Source organism: Nostoc edaphicum CCNP1411 (assembly GCF_014023275.1).
GTDB lineage: Bacteria > Cyanobacteriota > Cyanobacteriia > Cyanobacteriales > Nostocaceae > Nostoc > Nostoc edaphicum_A.
The window spans coordinates 4,550,777-4,568,745 of sequence record NZ_CP054698.1 but is presented as its reverse complement, the minus strand read 5'-3'; the positions used below and the strand labels follow the sequence as shown (position 1 = coordinate 4,568,745).

General features: G+C 40.8%; 16 protein-coding genes, 4 tRNA genes and 1 pseudogene. 7 read left to right on the top strand and 14 right to left on the bottom strand.

Features of this window, described 5'->3' with window-relative positions:
• Positions 1-93 precede the first annotated feature (93 nt).
• From HUN01_RS21770 to HUN01_RS21755, 4 genes are all read right to left on the bottom strand, one after another.
• Positions 94-1,167: a tetratricopeptide repeat protein gene (locus HUN01_RS21770; RefSeq protein ID WP_181927949.1), complete on the bottom strand. Its 1,074-nt coding sequence runs from the start codon at positions 1,165-1,167 to the stop codon at positions 94-96.
• 64 nt (positions 1,168-1,231) lie between these two features.
• Positions 1,232-1,981, bottom strand: coding sequence for a 16S rRNA (uracil(1498)-N(3))-methyltransferase (locus HUN01_RS21765; RefSeq protein WP_181927948.1), 750 nt, complete (start codon positions 1,979-1,981; stop codon positions 1,232-1,234).
• Between the two features lie 88 nt (positions 1,982-2,069).
• Entirely contained in the window at positions 2,070-3,986 is a 1,917-nt protein-coding gene (gene sir / locus HUN01_RS21760; RefSeq protein ID WP_181927947.1) for a sulfite reductase, ferredoxin dependent, read from the bottom strand.
• Between the two features lie 239 nt (positions 3,987-4,225).
• A complete protein-coding gene (locus tag HUN01_RS21755; protein ID WP_181927946.1) occupies positions 4,226-4,765 on the bottom strand; it encodes a porin family protein in 540 nt (179 codons plus the stop codon).
• Positions 4,766-5,159: 394 nt separating this feature from the next.
• Here HUN01_RS21755 and HUN01_RS21750 point away from each other — a divergent pair, with 394 nt between their 5' ends.
• Positions 5,160-6,101: an ADP-ribosylglycohydrolase family protein gene (locus tag HUN01_RS21750; RefSeq protein WP_181927945.1), complete on the top strand. Its 942-nt coding sequence runs from the start codon at positions 5,160-5,162 to the stop codon at positions 6,099-6,101.
• 91 nt (positions 6,102-6,192) lie between these two features.
• On the opposite strand, the gene HUN01_RS21745 is transcribed toward HUN01_RS21750, so the two are convergent.
• The 3 genes from HUN01_RS21745 to HUN01_RS21735 all read right to left on the bottom strand — a co-directional run bounded on the left by HUN01_RS21745 (position 6,193) and on the right by HUN01_RS21735 (position 8,868).
• Positions 6,193-7,194: a helix-turn-helix domain-containing protein gene (locus HUN01_RS21745; RefSeq protein ID WP_181927944.1), complete on the bottom strand. Its 1,002-nt coding sequence runs from the start codon at positions 7,192-7,194 to the stop codon at positions 6,193-6,195.
• Positions 7,195-7,215: 21 nt separating this feature from the next.
• Entirely contained in the window at positions 7,216-8,067 is an 852-nt protein-coding gene (locus tag HUN01_RS21740; RefSeq protein WP_181927943.1) for a hypothetical protein, read from the bottom strand.
• Between the two features lie 141 nt (positions 8,068-8,208).
• The gene (locus tag HUN01_RS21735) at positions 8,209-8,868 is read right to left on the bottom strand and encodes an Npun_F0813 family protein (protein ID WP_181927942.1); all 660 of its coding nucleotides are present in this window, start codon (positions 8,866-8,868) and stop codon (positions 8,209-8,211) included.
• A 358-nt stretch (positions 8,869-9,226) separates the two neighbouring features.
• Between HUN01_RS21735 and HUN01_RS21730 the strand changes: the two genes are divergently transcribed.
• From HUN01_RS21730 to HUN01_RS21720, 3 genes are all read left to right on the top strand, one after another.
• Positions 9,227-9,299, top strand: a tRNA-Arg gene (locus HUN01_RS21730).
• A 66-nt stretch (positions 9,300-9,365) separates the two neighbouring features.
• Positions 9,366-10,064, top strand: coding sequence for a group I intron-associated PD-(D/E)XK endonuclease (locus tag HUN01_RS21725; RefSeq protein WP_181927941.1), 699 nt, complete (start codon positions 9,366-9,368; stop codon positions 10,062-10,064).
• Positions 10,065-10,251: 187 nt separating this feature from the next.
• On the top strand, positions 10,252-10,485 hold the full coding sequence (locus tag HUN01_RS21720; protein ID WP_181927940.1) for a hypothetical protein: 234 nt from the start codon (positions 10,252-10,254) through the stop codon (positions 10,483-10,485).
• Here HUN01_RS21720 and HUN01_RS21715 read toward each other — a convergent pair.
• Positions 10,445-11,471 (bottom strand): annotated as a pseudogene (locus tag HUN01_RS21715) (IS4 family transposase). The gene HUN01_RS21720 and the pseudogene HUN01_RS21715 overlap by 41 nt on opposite strands.
• A gap of 229 nt (positions 11,472-11,700) precedes the next feature.
• Between HUN01_RS21715 and HUN01_RS21710 the strand changes: the two are divergent.
• On the top strand, positions 11,701-11,979 hold the full coding sequence (locus tag HUN01_RS21710) for a phospholipase D-like domain-containing protein (protein ID WP_181927939.1): 279 nt from the start codon (positions 11,701-11,703) through the stop codon (positions 11,977-11,979).
• 310 nt (positions 11,980-12,289) lie between these two features.
• On the opposite strand, the gene HUN01_RS21705 is transcribed toward HUN01_RS21710, so the two are convergent.
• From HUN01_RS21705 to HUN01_RS21690, 4 genes are all read right to left on the bottom strand, one after another.
• A tRNA-Thr gene (locus tag HUN01_RS21705) sits at positions 12,290-12,361 on the bottom strand.
• A gap of 86 nt (positions 12,362-12,447) precedes the next feature.
• Positions 12,448-12,533 (bottom strand) — tRNA-Tyr (locus HUN01_RS21700).
• 123 nt (positions 12,534-12,656) lie between these two features.
• Complete coding sequence (gene nadA / locus HUN01_RS21695) at positions 12,657-13,631, bottom strand: quinolinate synthase NadA (protein WP_181927938.1); 975 nt, start codon at positions 13,629-13,631, stop codon at positions 12,657-12,659.
• 14 nt (positions 13,632-13,645) lie between these two features.
• Positions 13,646-13,801, bottom strand: a complete 156-nt coding sequence (locus HUN01_RS21690) for a hypothetical protein (RefSeq protein WP_181927937.1) — start codon at positions 13,799-13,801, stop codon at positions 13,646-13,648.
• On the opposite strand from HUN01_RS21690, the gene HUN01_RS21685 reads away from it, so the two are divergent.
• Both HUN01_RS21685 and HUN01_RS21680 read left to right on the top strand, forming a co-directional pair.
• Positions 13,781-14,701 (top strand): TIGR04168 family protein, encoded by a 921-nt coding sequence (locus tag HUN01_RS21685; protein ID WP_181927936.1) that lies wholly within the window; start codon positions 13,781-13,783, stop codon positions 14,699-14,701. The two genes, HUN01_RS21690 and HUN01_RS21685, sit on opposite strands and share 21 nt — an antisense overlap.
• Positions 14,702-14,832: 131 nt before the next feature.
• Positions 14,833-14,917, top strand: a tRNA-Ser gene (locus HUN01_RS21680).
• A 45-nt stretch (positions 14,918-14,962) separates the two neighbouring features.
• Here the strand turns inward: HUN01_RS21680 and HUN01_RS21675 are convergent.
• Together HUN01_RS21675 and HUN01_RS21670 are read right to left on the bottom strand one after the other, a co-directional pair.
• Positions 14,963-15,316 carry a four helix bundle protein gene (locus HUN01_RS21675; protein WP_181927935.1) on the bottom strand — a complete coding sequence of 118 codons (354 nt, stop codon included), beginning with the start codon at positions 15,314-15,316 and terminating at the stop codon, positions 14,963-14,965.
• An 86-nt stretch (positions 15,317-15,402) separates the two neighbouring features.
• On the bottom strand, positions 15,403-17,829 hold the full coding sequence (locus HUN01_RS21670) for an NACHT domain-containing protein (RefSeq protein ID WP_181927934.1): 2,427 nt from the start codon (positions 17,827-17,829) through the stop codon (positions 15,403-15,405).
• Positions 17,830-17,969: the final 140 nt, after the last annotated feature.

Sequence of the window (17,969 nt, the reverse complement as noted above, 5' to 3'; positions counted from 1 at the left end):
GTCAGTTGTAGATGGAGAACTCTCCAAATTAGGAGCGATCGCTTAATTTTCTCTACTATAACTGCATCTTTTATAGTAGGTTTCTTTGCATAACTAATTTGCATCTTTAAGCAACACCAGTCCACTATATAGCTGAAACGCTGAGTCCCAATTAGTCTTTTCTCTACGCAACAAATGAATATGAGACTTGATATGACTCAGCATTTCTGTTTGATCTAATGTTGTATCTGCAAAGGATGTGAAATCTGACCAAATTATGGCGTCAGGTAGTTGCTGGTCAATCCAACTCGATAAACTATTCCAATTAATTCTGATTGTATTTTGGCTAGCTTGGGGAATGATTTCTAAACCTTGCTGAAATTCATAGCCGTGATCATAAAGTCGGAGAATGCAACGTCTACCAGGTATGTGTAAATCACAAAACTGGGTATAGTCTTGTGTTTGAGTTTTCCGTTCCAGTTTACCGCGCACATCTCGATCTACCACTTCCTCGAAAATGGGCAACAGTCCTACTACTCTTGCTGTGACTTCTGACCAATCAAAAGTGAGAGAACCGAGTTGATTTACCTCGTTGCGGCAAACAACAGTAGCTTGTGGGGTACATTCTTGAAAATATTTGACTTGATAAACTTGAATTTGTTGAATTTGAGCTATCGTTGCCCAAAAGCAAGGAATACCAGCTTGCTGTAACTGTTTGCCGTAAAATTTTAGTTCTCCTACTTGTCCAGTGCGGTACAACCTCCAGCCACGACTTGGTAGTAATAGCCGTGCAGTGTAGGGGTCTAGTTGCATAATCTGAGCGAATTTCCGAGATGCTTCTGCTTTCATCTCGTTATTGAGTGGCTCTAAGACTAGTACGCCAAGTTCAGTATCATTCGGTTCAGATTTTGCTTGGGAAATGGCTCTTTGTCTTTCTTCAAGCTCCATTTCTTGTAGTCGTCGCAAAGCTTCGCGTGCGAGCGTTACTATTTTGGCATTCCTTGTATCTCGCAGCAGTTGCCGATAAATTTTTTCTGCATCTTGGTATTTTTCAGATACTTCATGCAGTCGACCGAGATAATATTGTACCCAAGGATGTTCTGGCGATTCTACTAGCAGCTGTTTGAGTAATTTAGCAGCTGTTTGATAATCTTTATGCTCAAAGGCGATCGCAACTTGCTCAATCATCACTTTAAATAAACAGTGGAGTGATGTCTCATGCAAAACTACTTTTGCGTGAGCTATAGATCATTTATACTTCACAAGCTGCGGTAATCAAGGATAATGCTACTACTGGGGCCGTAACTGCTCTGAGGATGCGGCGACCAAGAGAAACAGGTTGAAATCCGGATGCGATCGCATTTTCAATTTCTGGTGTTGTCCATCCTCCCTCTGGGCCGGTAGCAATGACAATTTTTTCTTGTCCAATGTCATTTGTCATTTGTCCTTTGTGCTGTAAGCAATCTTTTAAGTGGGGAAACTCGCCACGCGCTACACAGATATATTGTTGGCTATTTGCAAATGATGAATGACCAATGACTAATGACAAACCCGTGTTAAAAGCAACAGGTTCTAAAATTATCGGCACAAAAGAACGCTCTGATTGTTCAGCGGCTTCCGCAGCGATGCGCCGCCAACGTTCGAGCTTTTGAGGACTAGGATTAAGCAAAGTGCGATCGCTCAATACTGGTGCAATACAAGTTACTCCCAACTCTGTACAACACCGCACCACTTCATCAAATCCATTACCTTTGGGCAACGCCACCATCAGCGTAATTGATACAGGTAATTCTGTTTCCACTAAAAGCGGTTCTAAAACCTGTGCTTGTTCCCCTGCTAACTGCGCTAACCACGATTTTCCTTTACCATCCATTGCAATAAAGCGATCGCCTTCACGCAAACGCAGCACACGGGCCAAATAATGTTGTTGTTCTTTTGTGAGCAAAATTTGCCCTTGTTGGAGTTGAGAAGGTGCGATCGCAATTCTTTGCAGTTGAGACATGGAATTTTGGAATTTCAGGAATATCAAATCAAAGATGGACACAGATAAGTCCATCTGTGTCCATTTATCGTTTAATTACTTATTCGGCTTACGAAAGATTTTGGAAGTAAGCCTCTAGCGCTTCAGTAACCAACTGAGTCATCGGCTTACCTTGGCTTTCTGCTACTTCCTTCAACTTGCCATAAACCTCTTCTTTCAAATTTACGCGGTGGCGCGATTTGTTTGCACCATTGGCTGTTTGGGGATCGTAGCTAGCAGCAAATTCGCGGATGGCATCAAAACCAACGCGATCGCAAAAATCACCGAAGCTTTCCTTCGATTTCCGAGATTTCTTAAAGTAAACAAAAATCGGTTCTAGGAAGCTGTCTAAATCATTATGGTGCAGCTTTTCTATATAAGGTTGTGCCAGTCGAGTTTGATTTGGCGAACCCCCTAGCCATACTTGGTAAGATTCTGGAGCGCTACCCACAAAGCCCAATTCAGCCAAGTATGGACGAGCGCACCCATTGGGGCATCCTGTCATCCTCACCACAAAATGTTCTTTTTGTAAACCTAATTTATCTAACAGAGCGCGAATCCGCTCTAAAATACCTGGTATTGCTCGTTCTGATTCCGTGATTGCCAAGCCGCAAGTAGGCAAAGCCGGACAAGCCATTGCATACCGCACTAAAGGTTCGATTTTATTGGGTTCGTCTCCGACACCGTAACGGCTAAGAATGTCTTGAATAGCTTCCTTGCTGTCTGGTTCAATATCGTAAAAAATTAGGTTGTGGTTGGATGTGAGGCGGATGGGTAAGTTGAACTGTTCGACAATTTCCCGCAAGGCGGTTTTCAGTTGAAACGAACCTTCATCCTTGATTCGACCATTGTCAATGGAAATTCCTAAGAATAGCTTGCCATCACCTTGTTCATTCCAGCCGAGGAAGTCGTAAAATTTGAACTCTGGCAGTGGTTTGAAGGCTTCAATTGATTTACCAAAATATTCTTCAACTTGGGTACGGAATTTTTCTACGCCCCAATCGTTGATTAGATATTTTAGTCTGGCATGACGACGGTCAGTGCGATCGCCATAATCTCTCTGGGTAGCAACAATCGCTTTCACGATGTCGTAAACGTCATCCTTCGCCACATAACCGATGGGGTCTGCTAACCTAGCGAAAGTTTCTTCTTTACCGTGGGTTCTACCTAAACCACCACCAGCAAAAATATTAAATCCTTCCAGTTGTTTCTTTTTATTGGTAATTACTACCAACGTCAGGTCTTGGGAATACAAATCTACTGAATTATCCCCTGGCACAGTCACGCAAATTTTGAACTTGCGCGGCATATAGTGCGTGCCATAAATCGGTTCTTCGTTGTCATGGATAATTGTGCCATTCCCATTGCGCTGTCGAGCTGCTTTTACCTCTGGGTTCTCTTCAGCACTAATTGCTTTTTCCCCATCTAGCCAAATCTCGTAATAAGCGCCCGTTTGCGCTGACAGCAAGTCAGCAATATTCTGGGCATACTCCCAAGCATATTGATAGTCTGGGCGATTCTTAAAGGGGGCTGGTGGTGCCATCACATTGCGGTTGATGTCGCCGCAAGCTCCTAAAGTCGAACCCAGATTGTTGACAATGGTGGCAATTGCTGACTTTAGATTCTTCTTTAAAATTCCGTGCAGTTGGAAACCTTGACGAGTAGTTGCTCGTAACGTGTGGTTACCATACTCATCAGCGATTTTATCTAAAGCCAGATACAGCTGCGGCGGTACTAAACCACCCGGATTTTTTGTCCGCAGCATAAACTGGTAATCTTTTTCCTGTCCCTTGGTGCGGTTGTCGCGGTTATCCTGCTGGTAAGAACCATGAAACTTCAAAAGCTGCACCGCATTTTCGGTAAAATGGGTAGTATCTTGAAGGATCTCAGTTGCTACAGGTTCACGCAAAAAATTACTATTTTCCTTGATTCCTTCTACTTTGGAAGGCTTACGGCTAGCGATGGGGGAAGGAGCAGATTTAACCATTAGACTTGTATAGTATTCTCAATAAAGCATTAAGTAGACGCCGAATCAGCACCCTTTGGCTACTTGATCCCCGGTAATCCGGCCGGAATAATGAGGAATGTTTTAATTTTACCACGGCAAAAGCTGGCTTTGTCAGTGATGTAATACTTAGCAAAACCAGCTTTTGGGAGTAGTGATTTTTTAGTGCTGAGTCCTGAGTACTAAGTAAAGTATAAACTGACTGAGGACTCAATAATCTTTTATTTGAAGCGATAGCCAATACCACCATTAATGCTAACAGCAGAAGCATCGCTATTTTGGTAAGCACCAATTCCGACTTTGGCATTAGTGTAGACGAGGAAATTGTTAGCAACTTCCGATTCAACACCAGCACCTACCACTACTGAATCTTTGTTACCTATAGGAGTTGGTGAGCCATCTTTTTCTACAAAAGAATAACCACCAGTTAAATAGGCGTTAGTTCTATTCGCAATGGGTACATCCACAGAAAGTTCTGGAATAATGGCACTTGTCTGATCACTCCAGAGGACATTACCGCGTGCAGAAAACGGGGTAGTTCCTAATTTCAAGCGACCTGTGACATTACCGCCAAATGTGGCATCATCGTTGATACCTTGTCCGCCACTGGTAACGCCAGCTGCAACACCGGCACCAACATAACTAGCATCAGTACCCTTTTTGATTTGAGCAGAAGCTTGACCAGCTGATAGAACAAGAGGAGCAACTATTAAGGAAGACAATGCAGAAATTGTCAAGAAAGACTTGAGTAAGTGTTTCATAATTTTCACCAAATTTTGTATTTTTTACTTGTATATTAAAGGTCGAAAATCATGTGGGAATGTTCCAAATGATTCTCAATTTTTCTTAAATGACTGTTGTTATTGATGCATAACGCTTACAGGGTAACTAATCCTGAAATTTATAAATAAGTTGTTATAATTACATTTAAATGTATTTTCATCCTGCTTCTTTATCTCCAGATAGACGCTTTTCAAACTGTCACAATATTTGGAACTAAAACTAAGTTGGGACATGGCAAATAAAATATCCAATTAACATTTTTTTGCCGAGCTTTTCACAGAGGATGAAAAAGTAGGCTGTAACATCTGTTGCAACAAGCTATAGAGGGAATCTATAAAGTTAATTTTGAGCAATTCTTGTGGAGATTGAATAATGCTAACCGCTGCAAAAACGTTATCTGGTTTGATGGGTTTATGTGTCGGTGATGCGTTGGGTGTGCCGGTGGAGTTTACTAGCCGTGCTGAACGAGTAAAATCTCCAGTGACAACAATGCTTGGTTATGGCACATGGAATCAACCACCAGGAACTTGGTCAGATGACAGTTCCTTAAGCTTTTGCTTGGCGGAATGCCTTTGTAGGGGGTATTCGTTGGATGCCATAGCCAATTCCTTCTGGCGCTGGTACAAGGAGGCTTACTGGACTCCCCGTGGCGATGTCTTTGATATTGGTCAAACTACCCACACAGCAATTATGCGCCTGAAGCAGGGAGTGGTTCCCCATCAGGCGGGTGGTAAGGTGGAAAATAGTAATGGCAATGGTTCTTTAATGAGAATCTTGCCGATGGCTTATTGTCACAGAAGCTTCACTTTAGCTGAATTGCTGGCGCGGGTGCATGATGTTTCGGCAATTACTCATGCTCATGCGCGATCGCAAATGGCCTGTGGCATTTATATTAGTATTGCAGTGGCACTCTTAGAAGGGGCTGACTCGCAAACAGCTTATTTACAAGGATTGCAAGACATCCAAACAATTTATTCTGTGCGGGAATTTTTATTAGAGAAGCCCCATTTTGGCAGAGTTTTCAGTGGTGAGATTGCCAAAGTACCAGTAGAAGAGATTAATTCTGGTGGCTATGTGATTGACACCTTAGAGTCATCCCTATGGTGTTTATTAAATAGCTCGTCTTATTCTGAGGCGGTACTGAAAGCTGTCAACTTAGGCGGAGATACAGATACTACCGCCGCCGTCACCGGTGGGTTAGCGGGAATTTACTACGGAGTAGAAAATATTCCCAAACAATGGATGAACCAAATTGCTCGTAGACAAGACATTATTTACTTGGCAGAGCGTTTTGCAAGGGCTGTCTACAGTTGAGGGGAGTGGGGAGTGGGGGAAATTAGGGAGACAAGGGAAATAAACAATGCCCCATGCCCCATGCCCCATGCCCCATGCCCCATTCCCAATCTTAAAGCATAGACAAGGAATAGACCTGACCATCAATCAACAGTCGCGTAATGCCCTTGGCTTCCAAATGAGTACGAGCCTTATGGAGCATTTTACTATCGGGAACTTTAATCACGCGATCGCGCTTCGTAGAAAAGCGCTTGGCGACGCGATGATTATCAAACACTGGTAGAGTTCTTTGCTGGGTTTCCAGGCTGGGAATTTGCCCCAAATCACCAAAGTCCTTGAGAGGTCTGGTAATTAATTCTGAGGAACGGTCAATTACTAAATAGCAAGTTTTCGGCAAATTGGCTATCGACAAAGGTAAAACTTGAACTGATGCTTCACCTGGTCTTCTTTTTGTGACTAAAGGTCTGTCATCATCCAGGTCATCGTCATCAAAGTCTTCTTCCTCAAAGTCATCATCTTCTAAATCATCATCTTCTAAATCATCCAAATCCTCTGATTCGTCGAGTAAATCATCGCCCAGCATGTGCGCGATGACGGCCGCTCCTGGATGTTCATTCTTGAGGGGTGGGATGGGGATGCTGACTATTTCCGGCGGCTTTGGCTCTGGAGTTTCTAATTTCTCTGTGACTCGGAGCTTGGGTTTTTCTGACGCCGAGGGGCGTCGCCGTACTCGTCTGCTAGCGGCAATTGACTCTGCCGTTTCCTCTGAGTAAAGTTCCTGCTCTACACGAATTATCTTACGTGGTAGTGGCTCAACTTTTGGTGGTAATTCCAATGGTTGACTTTCACTGGGTGGAACTTCTATCTCTGGCTCTGGTTGACTTAGCAGTGGTAACTGCTCGTAGCTTACCTGTGCCCTTCCCTCAGGAGTTCTCGCAGCCCGTTTCAAAGAGACTAAGTATTCATACTCATCTTCTGGCAAAGTGCTTTTGAGTAGGCGACTAATTGTCGAGTTACTCACACCATAGCGGTCTGCCAAAGTTGAGGTTGTTTCGGCAGTCTCTCGATATAATTTAAGAATTTCTTGCTTGTCAGAGTCTGTTAGTTTTCTCACGGTAGATACCAAAAATCTTTACTAAGCTCGTTTACGTCCGCTGGTACGCCGCGTTCGTCTTAGTGATGCGTCATATTCTAAGACAGCGCCCAGTCCAAATAACACTCCACTAAACACCCAAAACACTTCTAAGATTTCCCCACTTTGATAATTGGGGTCTTGGGCGTATTTAAACCACATATCTGCAATGTAAAGCGAAAATGCCGCCGCTGCAATCATTCGCCAAGACTGGGAAACTCTTCCCCCCCAAAAGGCTAGCAACAGAGTGGTAGCAATAATTAACAAAACCACATCGCTAACTACGTAAAACCAATTCAAAATAGCGACTAGCAGTTCTGAGGGTGTTCCCTGTTGCATAGAAATCCACCATGCCAACAAACTACCGAACATTGCAATTGCTAACACAATTAGCCACTGCCATTTTTCCAGATTGATTCGCCTGGAAGCCACAGCTAAAATCATGCCTGCGCCAAGTAATAGATAACTAAGTACAAAAAATATATCGCCTAAAGACACATCCGGTTCATCTTTTAAAATTATTTCGGTATATCCGAAAAATATTCCCCCAACGAAATAGGAAAGCATACCTAAGCCAATTAAGAGCCAAACATTCCGGCCACTGACGATTTGCGGACTCAGCCAGTTCCTCAAGCATAAGATACTGGCACCCAAATAAGCGAAAGCTTCAAAAATATTTGTGCCAATCACATACCACTCGGCTCGGCTTTCTATGCCATCCGCTCCGGGAACTTTGGCACTAAACAATAAAAAGTATAGCAGCGCCAGTACGGCCCAGCCAATATTAGCCAAGACAATGTTCTGAGTGGTGAAAATTGATTTAGCAAGGAACGAATTCTCGTAAGAGTTATTCATAGGACAAGACTTATGTATATGCACTCTGGCAGTATTTTGAGTTAAATGACTGTATATCTAGCAGTGTGTCTATTAGGTAATACACAATCTGACACCAAAAGCAAGTACCAGCGGCAGGAATTTTGTTAAATAATTTCCATGCTACTGCCATAGTTTACCCAGAGGCGATTGATTTAGCCAGTTCAGAAACAGCGATCGCTCGGCTTCTGGCATATCTTCTAATTTATAAATCACTTGTTTGGTAAAATTAGCATTGCCAAAATAGGCCTTTCCTAATCTATGCAGTTCTTGTAACAAGATAACTACATGATTTTCTTGCCAATCAGGTATTTTGGCTGCCGGCAAAGGATTAGTAGATACCAAATATTTAACCGCTTCTAGGGAAGATGCTTGAGGAAATTGCTTCTGCTGTAATACTTCCGCAATATCTTTTTCAAATAAGGCAGCTTGCCTAGCACCTAAAAACTCTTCAATGTCGATAGAAACACCCTGCAATAGCAAGATACTGGCTTCGACTAAAATCGCCGTTTTGCCATGACCCCCGGTGTCACTATCCAGCTGCTCTAAACGGATTTTACCCCAAACACTAAAGCGTTCCGGTTCCTCCAGCAAAACACAGGCTTTACCTCGGTTATCCGTTAATTCTCTCCATAAGGCTCTAGCTTCTTCCTCTTGACTAGCTTTGAAGACACTAATCAAGCGAAAAGTCTGCCCTTGATAACTGAGGATCGGCACCTGCTGATCCCGTTTTGGGTGCTGAATGCTTGATATTTCAACATCCTGCCGTTTGAGAATAAACATGGCACTAGCAAATAACTCCTCACAGGGGCACTCTTAATATGGAATATATAATGGGATTTGGCAGCATCGCCAAGGCTGAAATTACCTAGCATACTGTGGAAATGAGCCTAGCGATCGCCAGATCCTTCCCGAAGGTAGCCGCCCAGAGGACGTTAGCGCTAACGGGCAAATAACCCCTTGACAACACAATATATCTAAACCAATACCCCATCTGTTTCGTTTTCGGTGTAGATTGCACTAACTAGCGACTAGCATCTTAGCCTTGCTAGTGGTAAATCTGCAATTTTTGATTGCTTCTTGGTAGGTGAAGACGATATAATAGTGTAGGTGACTCCTTCGGGAGCCATTATTTTGTTTTGGGCGCGTAGCTCAGTGGATAGAGCAATTGCCTTCTAAGCAATCGGTCGCAGGTTCGAACCCTGCCGCGCTCGTTTTAACTTAATACGAACCCTCAAGCACTGTGAAGTGATATGATTACATAGGTTGAGGGTTCATTATTGCTGCATCATACCAAGAACAAAGGCGATATTGCTGCTACGAAAGCAATTGCTGATCTAACGCTTAAAGGATACTTGATTCTCACGCCACTTGTTTGTGAGCATTTACCTTTCGATTTTGTTGCTTACAAAGACGATAAATTTTATAAAATCCAAGCTAAATATGCGGGAGATAATAGAGTAGTCAATAAAACTATTTGGGTAGATAAAAATGGGACTCATCAGAAGAAGTACAAAGTAAATGACTTTGACTTTTATGCAGTTTATCTACCTGACATAGATAAAGTTGTCTATCCATCAATTAACTTTAAGGGTTGCTACATAACTACCCAGATACCTAATTCAGCTACACCCTTTTACTGGTGGGAGGATTTTACAGACTTTACTGAAGCAGCATCTAAGCGAACCTACAAGGAGTTTGGCGTTGATTTAACGACTAGAAAGGTTAACCCAGACTCTAGAATTCACACTAGAAAAGTAGAAAGACCATCAAAAGAAGAACTAGAAAAACTAGTTTGGGAAAAGCCAACCGCACAAATTGGCAGAGATTTTGGCGTATCTGATAAAGCTGTAGAAAAGTGGTGTAAAGCTTATGGCTTAGAAAAGCCACCCAGAGGATATTGGGTGAAAAAGGCTTATGGAAAAGTGGAAGGACAGTTAACAACTCATAACGAAACGTTCTCTAGGATAGAGTTTTAGCTTTTTTATAAAAATTCTAGCCTTGGCGATATCACCTGTGGAGGGAGAAAACTTTTAAATATATTGACGTAGACTAAAAAAATATTTATTAAATTAAACCCTCTGGCTTCCAGATAAAGGGGTAATGAAAGATTATTTTTCAATAAAACTGGGAATACTGAGTTAAGACATTCCAGTGAACATAATCATGTCAACAAATAAGCTAATTTATGGGCGTGACGGTAGCAGAAATATTTTAATGGAAGCTTTAACTACAGTTCAGTCACGTTTAATTATAGTTTGTCCTTGGATAACTAATGAAGGTATTGAAGCAGAAATGTTGAATGCTGATACAAAACTTTACATAGATAGTTACACTAACTCTAAAAAGGCTAAATTAGTCAACATAACATCATCTCCTCAAACCAATGAACATAGCTGATTTTCTGACACATACAAGATTGCAAATAGCGGAATTTATCTAATAGTGTATGTCCCCATTGTGCGGGAATAGATAAAAGCTGTAAAATCAGATAAGCTATTAAACTAACGTAAATTTGTATGGTGATACCGTTGACGTTTTTGGTAATTAATTTGTCAAGTTTTAAGTGCATCTTTAAAAACTTCCACAAGAGTTCAACTCCCCCAACGTAATCGATAAATATCCCTAATTTCATCATCATTAACAGCTGCATCTCCCGACTTTGGTAAATTAGTCACTAAGCGGAACTCAGTTTTCGTTTCTAAATCACAAAAATTAATGACTCTATAGGCAATAGCCTCATCAGATGCACCTACTTTGACTAATCCAGTTGCATCCTCAAATTCTAGTAACGAAATTGTTTTTAATCCGCAAAACAAAATATTTGTTTTCTTGTACCAATTCTTGAATGAATTTTAATCCCGCAAAGCCTCTATCCATTACCCCTACAGCATTAGTTGGGAGACTAGACATCATCTTGGAACCAAATTTATAATCATGATCATGTCCAAAATTGATCAAGTTATCTTCTGGGCTACCTGTAGCTAAATTCAAAGAACTAAAAAGTTTGACTTGATGATGACCCAAAACCCATAACAATTTACTTGTCAGGGTAATAATTGTTGAATCAATAGGACAAATAGCATATTTATCGTGTAATTTTTTTGTGAATTTTCTTCTGTACTAATTCATTTAATTTTTTGGTAAATTCCTTGAAATTGTTTTTGGCTTCGATGTAAATTTGCTTTAGAAAAAGTAGAAATATCTACCTCAAATCCTGTATTGTTTAATCTCTTAAATAAATCTCGCATACTTGTTAAGCTATTATCCAGAGCATAGGATAGCCAGCACTCAAAGAATAGACGACTATTCAATACTGGATAATCATTTTTTGGCAGGCTTTTCAAGATATCTTTGACAATTTTGGGAAATGAATTTATAATCACAATCAAACTAATATAGTTTAAGCCTTCGCCCAAAAATACCATATTTTGGGCTATTTTTATCGGATTTTTCTTACCGTTCAACACTTCTGGTATTGAAGATGTTACACATATATTTGAAAAGCTTTTAAAGGATAAAGTTCAGATTAGCATAGGTTGGGGCAATCAAAAAGATATTTCTAAAGTTGATTATGGTGATTATCCTGAAACAGAAACTTTAAGAGTTAGACTAATGAAATATTTAGGTTGGAAATATTTGGGAATTTATCAATTACAACGATTGGAAAAACTTTTCCCGGATTTATTTGAATTAAAGTTAATTGGCACACATGAAAAATATTTAGTTTGTGATAACTTATTCGCGTTTACAGGAAGTCATAATATATTGACCTCAAAAGGTTTATATGGAGACCATGAGATAGGTTTACGTATTACAGAGTCTTCAATTATTAATGAGTTAATAGATCATTTTGATGAGTGCTTTTCTTGGGAGAATCATAAATGGATTTAATATAAGTTAATTGATAACTATAAGAGGCGGTACTAGCATACTTGTATGCTGGTTCTGTAACAATAATTGTGCTGCTTTTTAAGGTTTTGGCTGACTGACGCACCCTACATACAAAAACTACCAAATCATAGCCAAATCATAGCCAAAAAACAAGCTGATACCCAAAATTCTCTCCTGATAGCCAAATCATAGTCAAAATCATAGTCAGAATAGCCACGAATGCAAGTAAGAGACTTAGCTTTTGAACATCTAAATCTCTTGATAAGACTAAAACCCTTGACTTTACGTTAGTTATTTTATCAATTTAAAAAGCCCGTGACGAGGATTGAACTCGTGACCTCACCCTTACCAAGGGTGTGCTCTACCACTGAGCCACACGGGCGAAACATAATTACGATTTTTCAGCTAGAAGTTAAATGCTGGGAGTTTTGATGCTTACCCAGACATTATAACTTATAACTTCGTAAGTGGTGGGCCGGGCTGGATTTGAACCAGCGTAGGCGCAAGCCAACGGATTTACAGTCCGTCTCCATTAACCACTCGGACACCGACCCGATTTGTCTCACGATTTAAAATCTTAGCACCATGTTTTAGAAATTGCAAGTGATTAGAAAAAATAACTTTTGGGTAGAGATCGCAACAAAACTGTATCTCTACCTTATGGATAAAAATACTGGTTACACGCTCATTTCCAGCATTCTTTGCATTGGTCGCAGTGCAGCCAGCCGAATATCCTCTGACATGGTAATTTCAGGAGTACGATTTTTCATTGCCCAGTAAAGCTTTTCTAGGGTGTTTAACCGCATAAACGGACATTCGTTACAAGCACAGTTATTTATCGGCGGTGCAGGGATGAAGTGCTTTTCAGGAGCTAGTTTTTGCATTTGGTGAATTATTCCCGGCTCCGTAGCAACGATAAATTCCTTGGTGGGGCTGTTTTGACAATACTTGAGTAAGGCAGCTGTGGAGCCAATAAAGCTGGCGTGGCGCAATACACTACTTTCACATTCTGGGTGTGCGATCGCTTCTGCTTCAGGGTGGGCAATTTTTAACTGGACAATTTTCTTTTCCGAGAAGGTTTCATGGACAACACAGCTACCTTGCCATAGCACCAAATCTCGTCCAGTTTGTTCCATCACATACCGCCCCAAATTCCGATCTGGGGCAAAAATAATCGGCTGTTCTTTCGGTATCTGCTGCACAATTTTCACAGCGTTGGAGCTAGTACAAATAATGTCGCTCATCGCCTTGATATCAGCAGAACAGTTGATGTAAGACACCACCAAATGATCTGGATGCGCTGCTTTAAAAGCTGCAAACGCCTCTGGTGGACAACTGTCTGCTAAAGAACAACCAGCATTCAAATCTGGTAAAAGTACTAATTTATCGGGATTAAGTATCTTTGCTGTTTCTGCCATGAAGTGAACACCAGCAAAGACGATCACATCCGCATTGGTTTTTTCGGCGGCTCTTGCTAGTTGTAATGAATCCCCAATAAAGTCGGCAATATCCTGAATATCTGGCTCTTGATAATAATGCGCCAGGATAACTGCGTTGAGTTCTTTTTTGAGACTCTCAATGGCGGCAAATAAATCTAGTGGTAGTTCACCCGGTTGGGTTTTTTCTTGTTGAGCTAGTGCAGTAGTAAACACAGTTTAGGGGTGCTTTAAATTGCAAATTTATGTCCTGTGGAATCAATTATAGTAGTTTTTACCAAAAATAGTGGACGGTTGATATTTTGGGGTTGTGTCCAAATCCGGCTGAGTTTCATATCCTGGAGATAGACGGCAAGGAAAGTGGCATGACCAGTCAGAAAACTCAATCGATAACCCTCAAAATTGCTGTAATTGGAGATGTTCACGACCAATGGGAAGTGGAAGATGGTATTGCACTCAAGCATCTGGGTGTTGACTTAGCGCTGTTTGTCGGGGATTTTGGCAACGAGTCGGTGGAAGTGGTCAGAGCGATCGCATCTCTCGATATTCCCAAAGCAGCCGTAATGGGCAACCACGATGCCTGGTATACCGCCACCGAATGGGGACGCAAAAAGGCTCCTTATGACCGCTCTAAGGAAGACTGGGTACAGGAACAACTCGATTTATTAGGCCCGTCCCATGTTGGTTACGGTAAGCTAGATTTTCCCGCTTGGAATTTAACTGTAGTGGGGGGTCGTCCCTTTACCTGGGGTGGCCCAGAGTGGAAATTCGCGGAAATCTGTCAAGAACGTTACGGTGTGACGAGTTTGGAAGAATCCGCCGATCGCATTGTGAAAGCGATCAAAAGCGCCGCTTACGAGACGATTATATTTTTGGGTCACAATGGGCCTAGTGGGTTAGGCGATCGCCCCGAAGACCCTTGCGGCAAAGACTGGCACCCAATTGGCGGCGACTTTGGCGATCCAGACTTTGGCGAGGCGATTTCTCATGCCTTGACTGCTGGTAAAACCATTCCTCTGGTGACATTTGGTCACATGCACCGAGATTTACGCCATACCAAGAAGGTGCAGCGCAAGCCCATCTTTAGAAGTCCAGAGGGGACAATTTACTTAAATGCGGCTAGTGTCCCCAGGATTGTGGAAAATGACAGCGAGAAGTTGCGTAATTTTTCCATTGTCACTCTAGAGGCGGGTGTGGTTTCGCAAGTTTCCTTAGTTTGGGTGGGGAATGACTTTCAGGTGGCACAGGAGGAAATTTTGTACGAGCGATCGCGTATTGTGTCGTAGACATTCGCATCCAGTAGTGCAATCTGCGTAGATAATAGGGTATAGTATTATCTGTCAAGTTTAGTGCTAACCAACAAAAGCGCCTGAATAGCGTCTGAAACTAGGATCAGCACAAGTTTGGCAGATTTACTGGAGAGGTGGCAGAGTGGTCGATTGCGTCCGACTTGAAATCGGATGAGGCTAAAACCTCCGGGAGTTCGAATCTCCCCCTCTCCGTTTAAAAATTAAAAATTGAAAATTAAAAATTAAAAATTGAAGAGGTTAGGTGGAGCTTTTGGTGGAGATAATGATGGCACCAAGAATTTTTGTTAGTTCTTCGGCTTCGGTTTGGAGTTGACTAATTCTTTCTTGAGGTACTATTTCGGAAGCAATCAGTAACCTTAACCAATACCGAGTTTCACGGGATTCTTTTAGTGCAATCATGAGCTTGCTGATAAAATCTGCTTTGCTTTGAGCAGCTTGTGCTTCTTCTACATTAGCTCCTATCGATGTTCCTGACCTTAATAACTGTTGAGCAAGGGTTCGTGCTACTCCTGGTTTGTCATCTAAAAACTGGCATAATTTGACTATGCGAACTGAAAAAGTAAAAGTGCGATCGCAAATATCTTTTTTCATAGGTAGCACTTAAAAAATAATTTTTCAAATAACTTTATGTTAAAATAATTAGTTTTTTCTTTATGTTTTTCCCGCCTCTATCAGTTTTAAATATTAAATGGTAATAGCAAAGTATTTTCAATTTCTTCTCTGAGTTTTTGACTAATATAGCAATCACTGTTCAAACAATCTATTAGCAATTTATTTGTATAGTAATATTGCCGGAACAATTTAATTGTTTCTTCTTCATGCTTCCAAGCGTCATCGAAACCAAAATATTCAAGTATTACATTTCTAATATGTTTTACCCAATCCTGATTACTTTCTTTCCACCACTGTAAAAAGCTCGTTTGATATTTATCGGGGTCTGGTAGCTGTTGTTTTAGGGTTACAAGTACTAGCTGTAGTTTAATATCAAATTTTTTAGCATACTCAATAATAATAGAAAGGCTACGATACAAGTCTAAAAATGTAGCAAGATTAAAAGCACCTTTCTCGTCATCTTCACAAGTAAAAGTAAGAGCATAAGCAATAGCAAGAAAGTAATCAAAAGTACATCTATTTCCCTCGATCAAAATTTTAGACAAGCCAAGTAAATTTGCAATTTCGAGGTTAAGTTGAGGAATAAGAACTAATTTTCGTTCCTTATTATAAGCAAAAGGAATGCCTAGATTGAAGTCAGCAGATTTAACAAGAGATATAGAATCAAAACTAACACCAAAACTAATTTCCCCAGTAAATATATGAGATAAGCCAAAATAAAAGGCTCTGACAGCTACCGGCTTATAGTGGGTTTCTATTGAATTGGATTTTTGGTTAATAAATGCTAGAAGTAAGTGTATTTGTGGATTTTTAATATATAACTCGTCAATTTTTTGTTTCATCAACCTTATTAATTCATCTGCTCTACGCATCATCTCTGTAGTTAGCAAAAATACCTCATGCCAGCGTTTATCTGTGATATGCTCCACTATACTTTCCCAGGCAGAATTAGCAACTATTTCTCTCGCAGTAAAATACTCCTGAAAAGTTAGGTGAGAAAATGAATAAATTCCCTTTGCCCGTTCTACTAATAGCCCGTGTTGCGCTTCAATAGATTTCAAAACAGCTTCGCTGTCTAGCCTTAGAGCTTCTTTGCCAGTGTCAGCATCACGTAAGTTACGGATGAACTCAGCAATGTAGACTTCAACTGTTTTTTGTTTAAAGAAATAATCCTTTTGCTCAAAAGTGATCAAAGCGATTTGGCTCAATAAGTCTTCCTTGCGCTGCAAAGATAAGTTTTTATAAACTTGATCTCGCTCAATATTGCGTTTGGCATCCCATTTTTTCAGCAACACATCCAATCCCTCTTTATAAAGTTCAGAACGATTTATCGGAAAATCGTTGCTTTCTCCAAATACCAAACATAGCAGGGTAAGCAGTAGAGGATTTGTTGCTAATTCTTGGATTGGCTTGTTTTTCTTCAGTTTTTGGATAAAACGTTCGCCCTGCATTTGGCCCATGAATTGAAACCAATTTTGTACAAAGATAGCGATTTGTTCTTTATCAAAATCTGCCACTTCTACTTCGGTAAAATGTTCAAAGGTGTATTCTTTAGCAGCAATACGACAGGTGATGACGAATTTATTGTTGTGAAACTGGTCTGACATCTCTCGAATTTGCCGTAAAACTCGCTTCGTGTCTTCTTCTCGAACTTCATCCAAACCATCCAATAACACTAATGCTCTACCTTGTCTCAAGAGTTGTTCTGTTTTAACCCTGGTATCTGTCACTCCGCAACTAGAAAATTGTTGAGCAATATATTCCAAAATATCTGGTTGTTTGAGTACCTCAGCAAAATCTTTGAGGGTAATAAACAAGGGAACTTGGCTTTCTTGAAAATGCCCTTCGATACATTGCATCGCCAGATATTTCAAAAAGGTAGTCTTACCTGCACCTGGTTTACCCAATACCATTAGCTTGCTATGACTTTGTACCGCCTTCAAACCTGACACCCGCTTTTCTTTCACTCGCCTGAGTCCGAAGCGCTCAAAGTTATCAGGATCACAGTTTTGCAACAGTTCCGCAATTTTAAGTCGCTTACGCCCTGTAATTTCCTCAAGAATATTGACATTGGTATAAATACCTTGTTTGCCAGTCAACTTTATAGGTTGGCGCATATCCAGTACCCTCATGGTTCCGCACTTTTCTTTGATGTAGGGTTTGATTTGTTTGCGGATTTCTTGTACTAAGGTATCAATAGAATCATCTACGTCATCTGTAGTTAAATGACCAGAGGGTTTTTGCTGTGAGTATCTTTTGTTCAGATACTCCCGTAAGCGGCTTTCTTTAACAGGGCCATTACCAGTGATACAAAATTTTTTGTAAATACCCGTGAGGCAAGTGCTGAGGTTACTTTCAGAAATATTTAATTCTTGAGCTACGTGGATTCGATTCTTACTACGACCGAATATTTCTAGAAAAACTTCTTTCTCTCGGTGCGACAATTCACTGTATTGCTCCAGTTGCTTAAGAAAGTTTTCTGGTATAGACATTGACCACTCCCACAATTACTTATAAGCCAGTGTAGCCAAAGTTTTTATCAAATTGTGGAGTTAAATCAGTGTAAGTCAGGCTAAGTCAAGGTAAGTCAGATAAATAACTACAAAAGAAAATTGCGACATTGAACTCAGTT

Excerpts from the sequence above, each read along its gene's own strand:
- HUN01_RS21770 (WP_181927949.1), bottom strand. The coding sequence starts at position 1,167 with ATGATTGAGCAAGTTGCGATCGCCTTTGAGCATAAAGATTATCAAACA.
- HUN01_RS21765 (WP_181927948.1), bottom strand. The coding sequence starts at position 1,981 with ATGTCTCAACTGCAAAGAATTGCGATCGCACCTTCTCAACTCCAACAA.
- sir (WP_181927947.1), bottom strand. The coding sequence starts at position 3,986 with ATGGTTAAATCTGCTCCTTCCCCCATCGCTAGCCGTAAGCCTTCCAAA.
- HUN01_RS21755 (WP_181927946.1), bottom strand. The coding sequence starts at position 4,765 with ATGAAACACTTACTCAAGTCTTTCTTGACAATTTCTGCATTGTCTTCC.
- HUN01_RS21750 (WP_181927945.1), top strand. The coding sequence starts at position 5,160 with ATGCTAACCGCTGCAAAAACGTTATCTGGTTTGATGGGTTTATGTGTC.
- HUN01_RS21740 (WP_181927943.1), bottom strand. The coding sequence starts at position 8,067 with ATGAATAACTCTTACGAGAATTCGTTCCTTGCTAAATCAATTTTCACC.
- HUN01_RS21735 (WP_181927942.1), bottom strand. The coding sequence starts at position 8,868 with ATGTTTATTCTCAAACGGCAGGATGTTGAAATATCAAGCATTCAGCAC.
- HUN01_RS21720 (WP_181927940.1), top strand. The coding sequence starts at position 10,252 with ATGTCAACAAATAAGCTAATTTATGGGCGTGACGGTAGCAGAAATATT.
- HUN01_RS21710 (WP_181927939.1), top strand. The coding sequence starts at position 11,701 with ATGAAATATTTAGGTTGGAAATATTTGGGAATTTATCAATTACAACGA.
- HUN01_RS21685 (WP_181927936.1), top strand. The coding sequence starts at position 13,781 with ATGACCAGTCAGAAAACTCAATCGATAACCCTCAAAATTGCTGTAATT.
- HUN01_RS21675 (WP_181927935.1), bottom strand. The coding sequence starts at position 15,316 with ATGAAAAAAGATATTTGCGATCGCACTTTTACTTTTTCAGTTCGCATA.
- HUN01_RS21670 (WP_181927934.1), bottom strand. The coding sequence starts at position 17,829 with ATGTCTATACCAGAAAACTTTCTTAAGCAACTGGAGCAATACAGTGAA.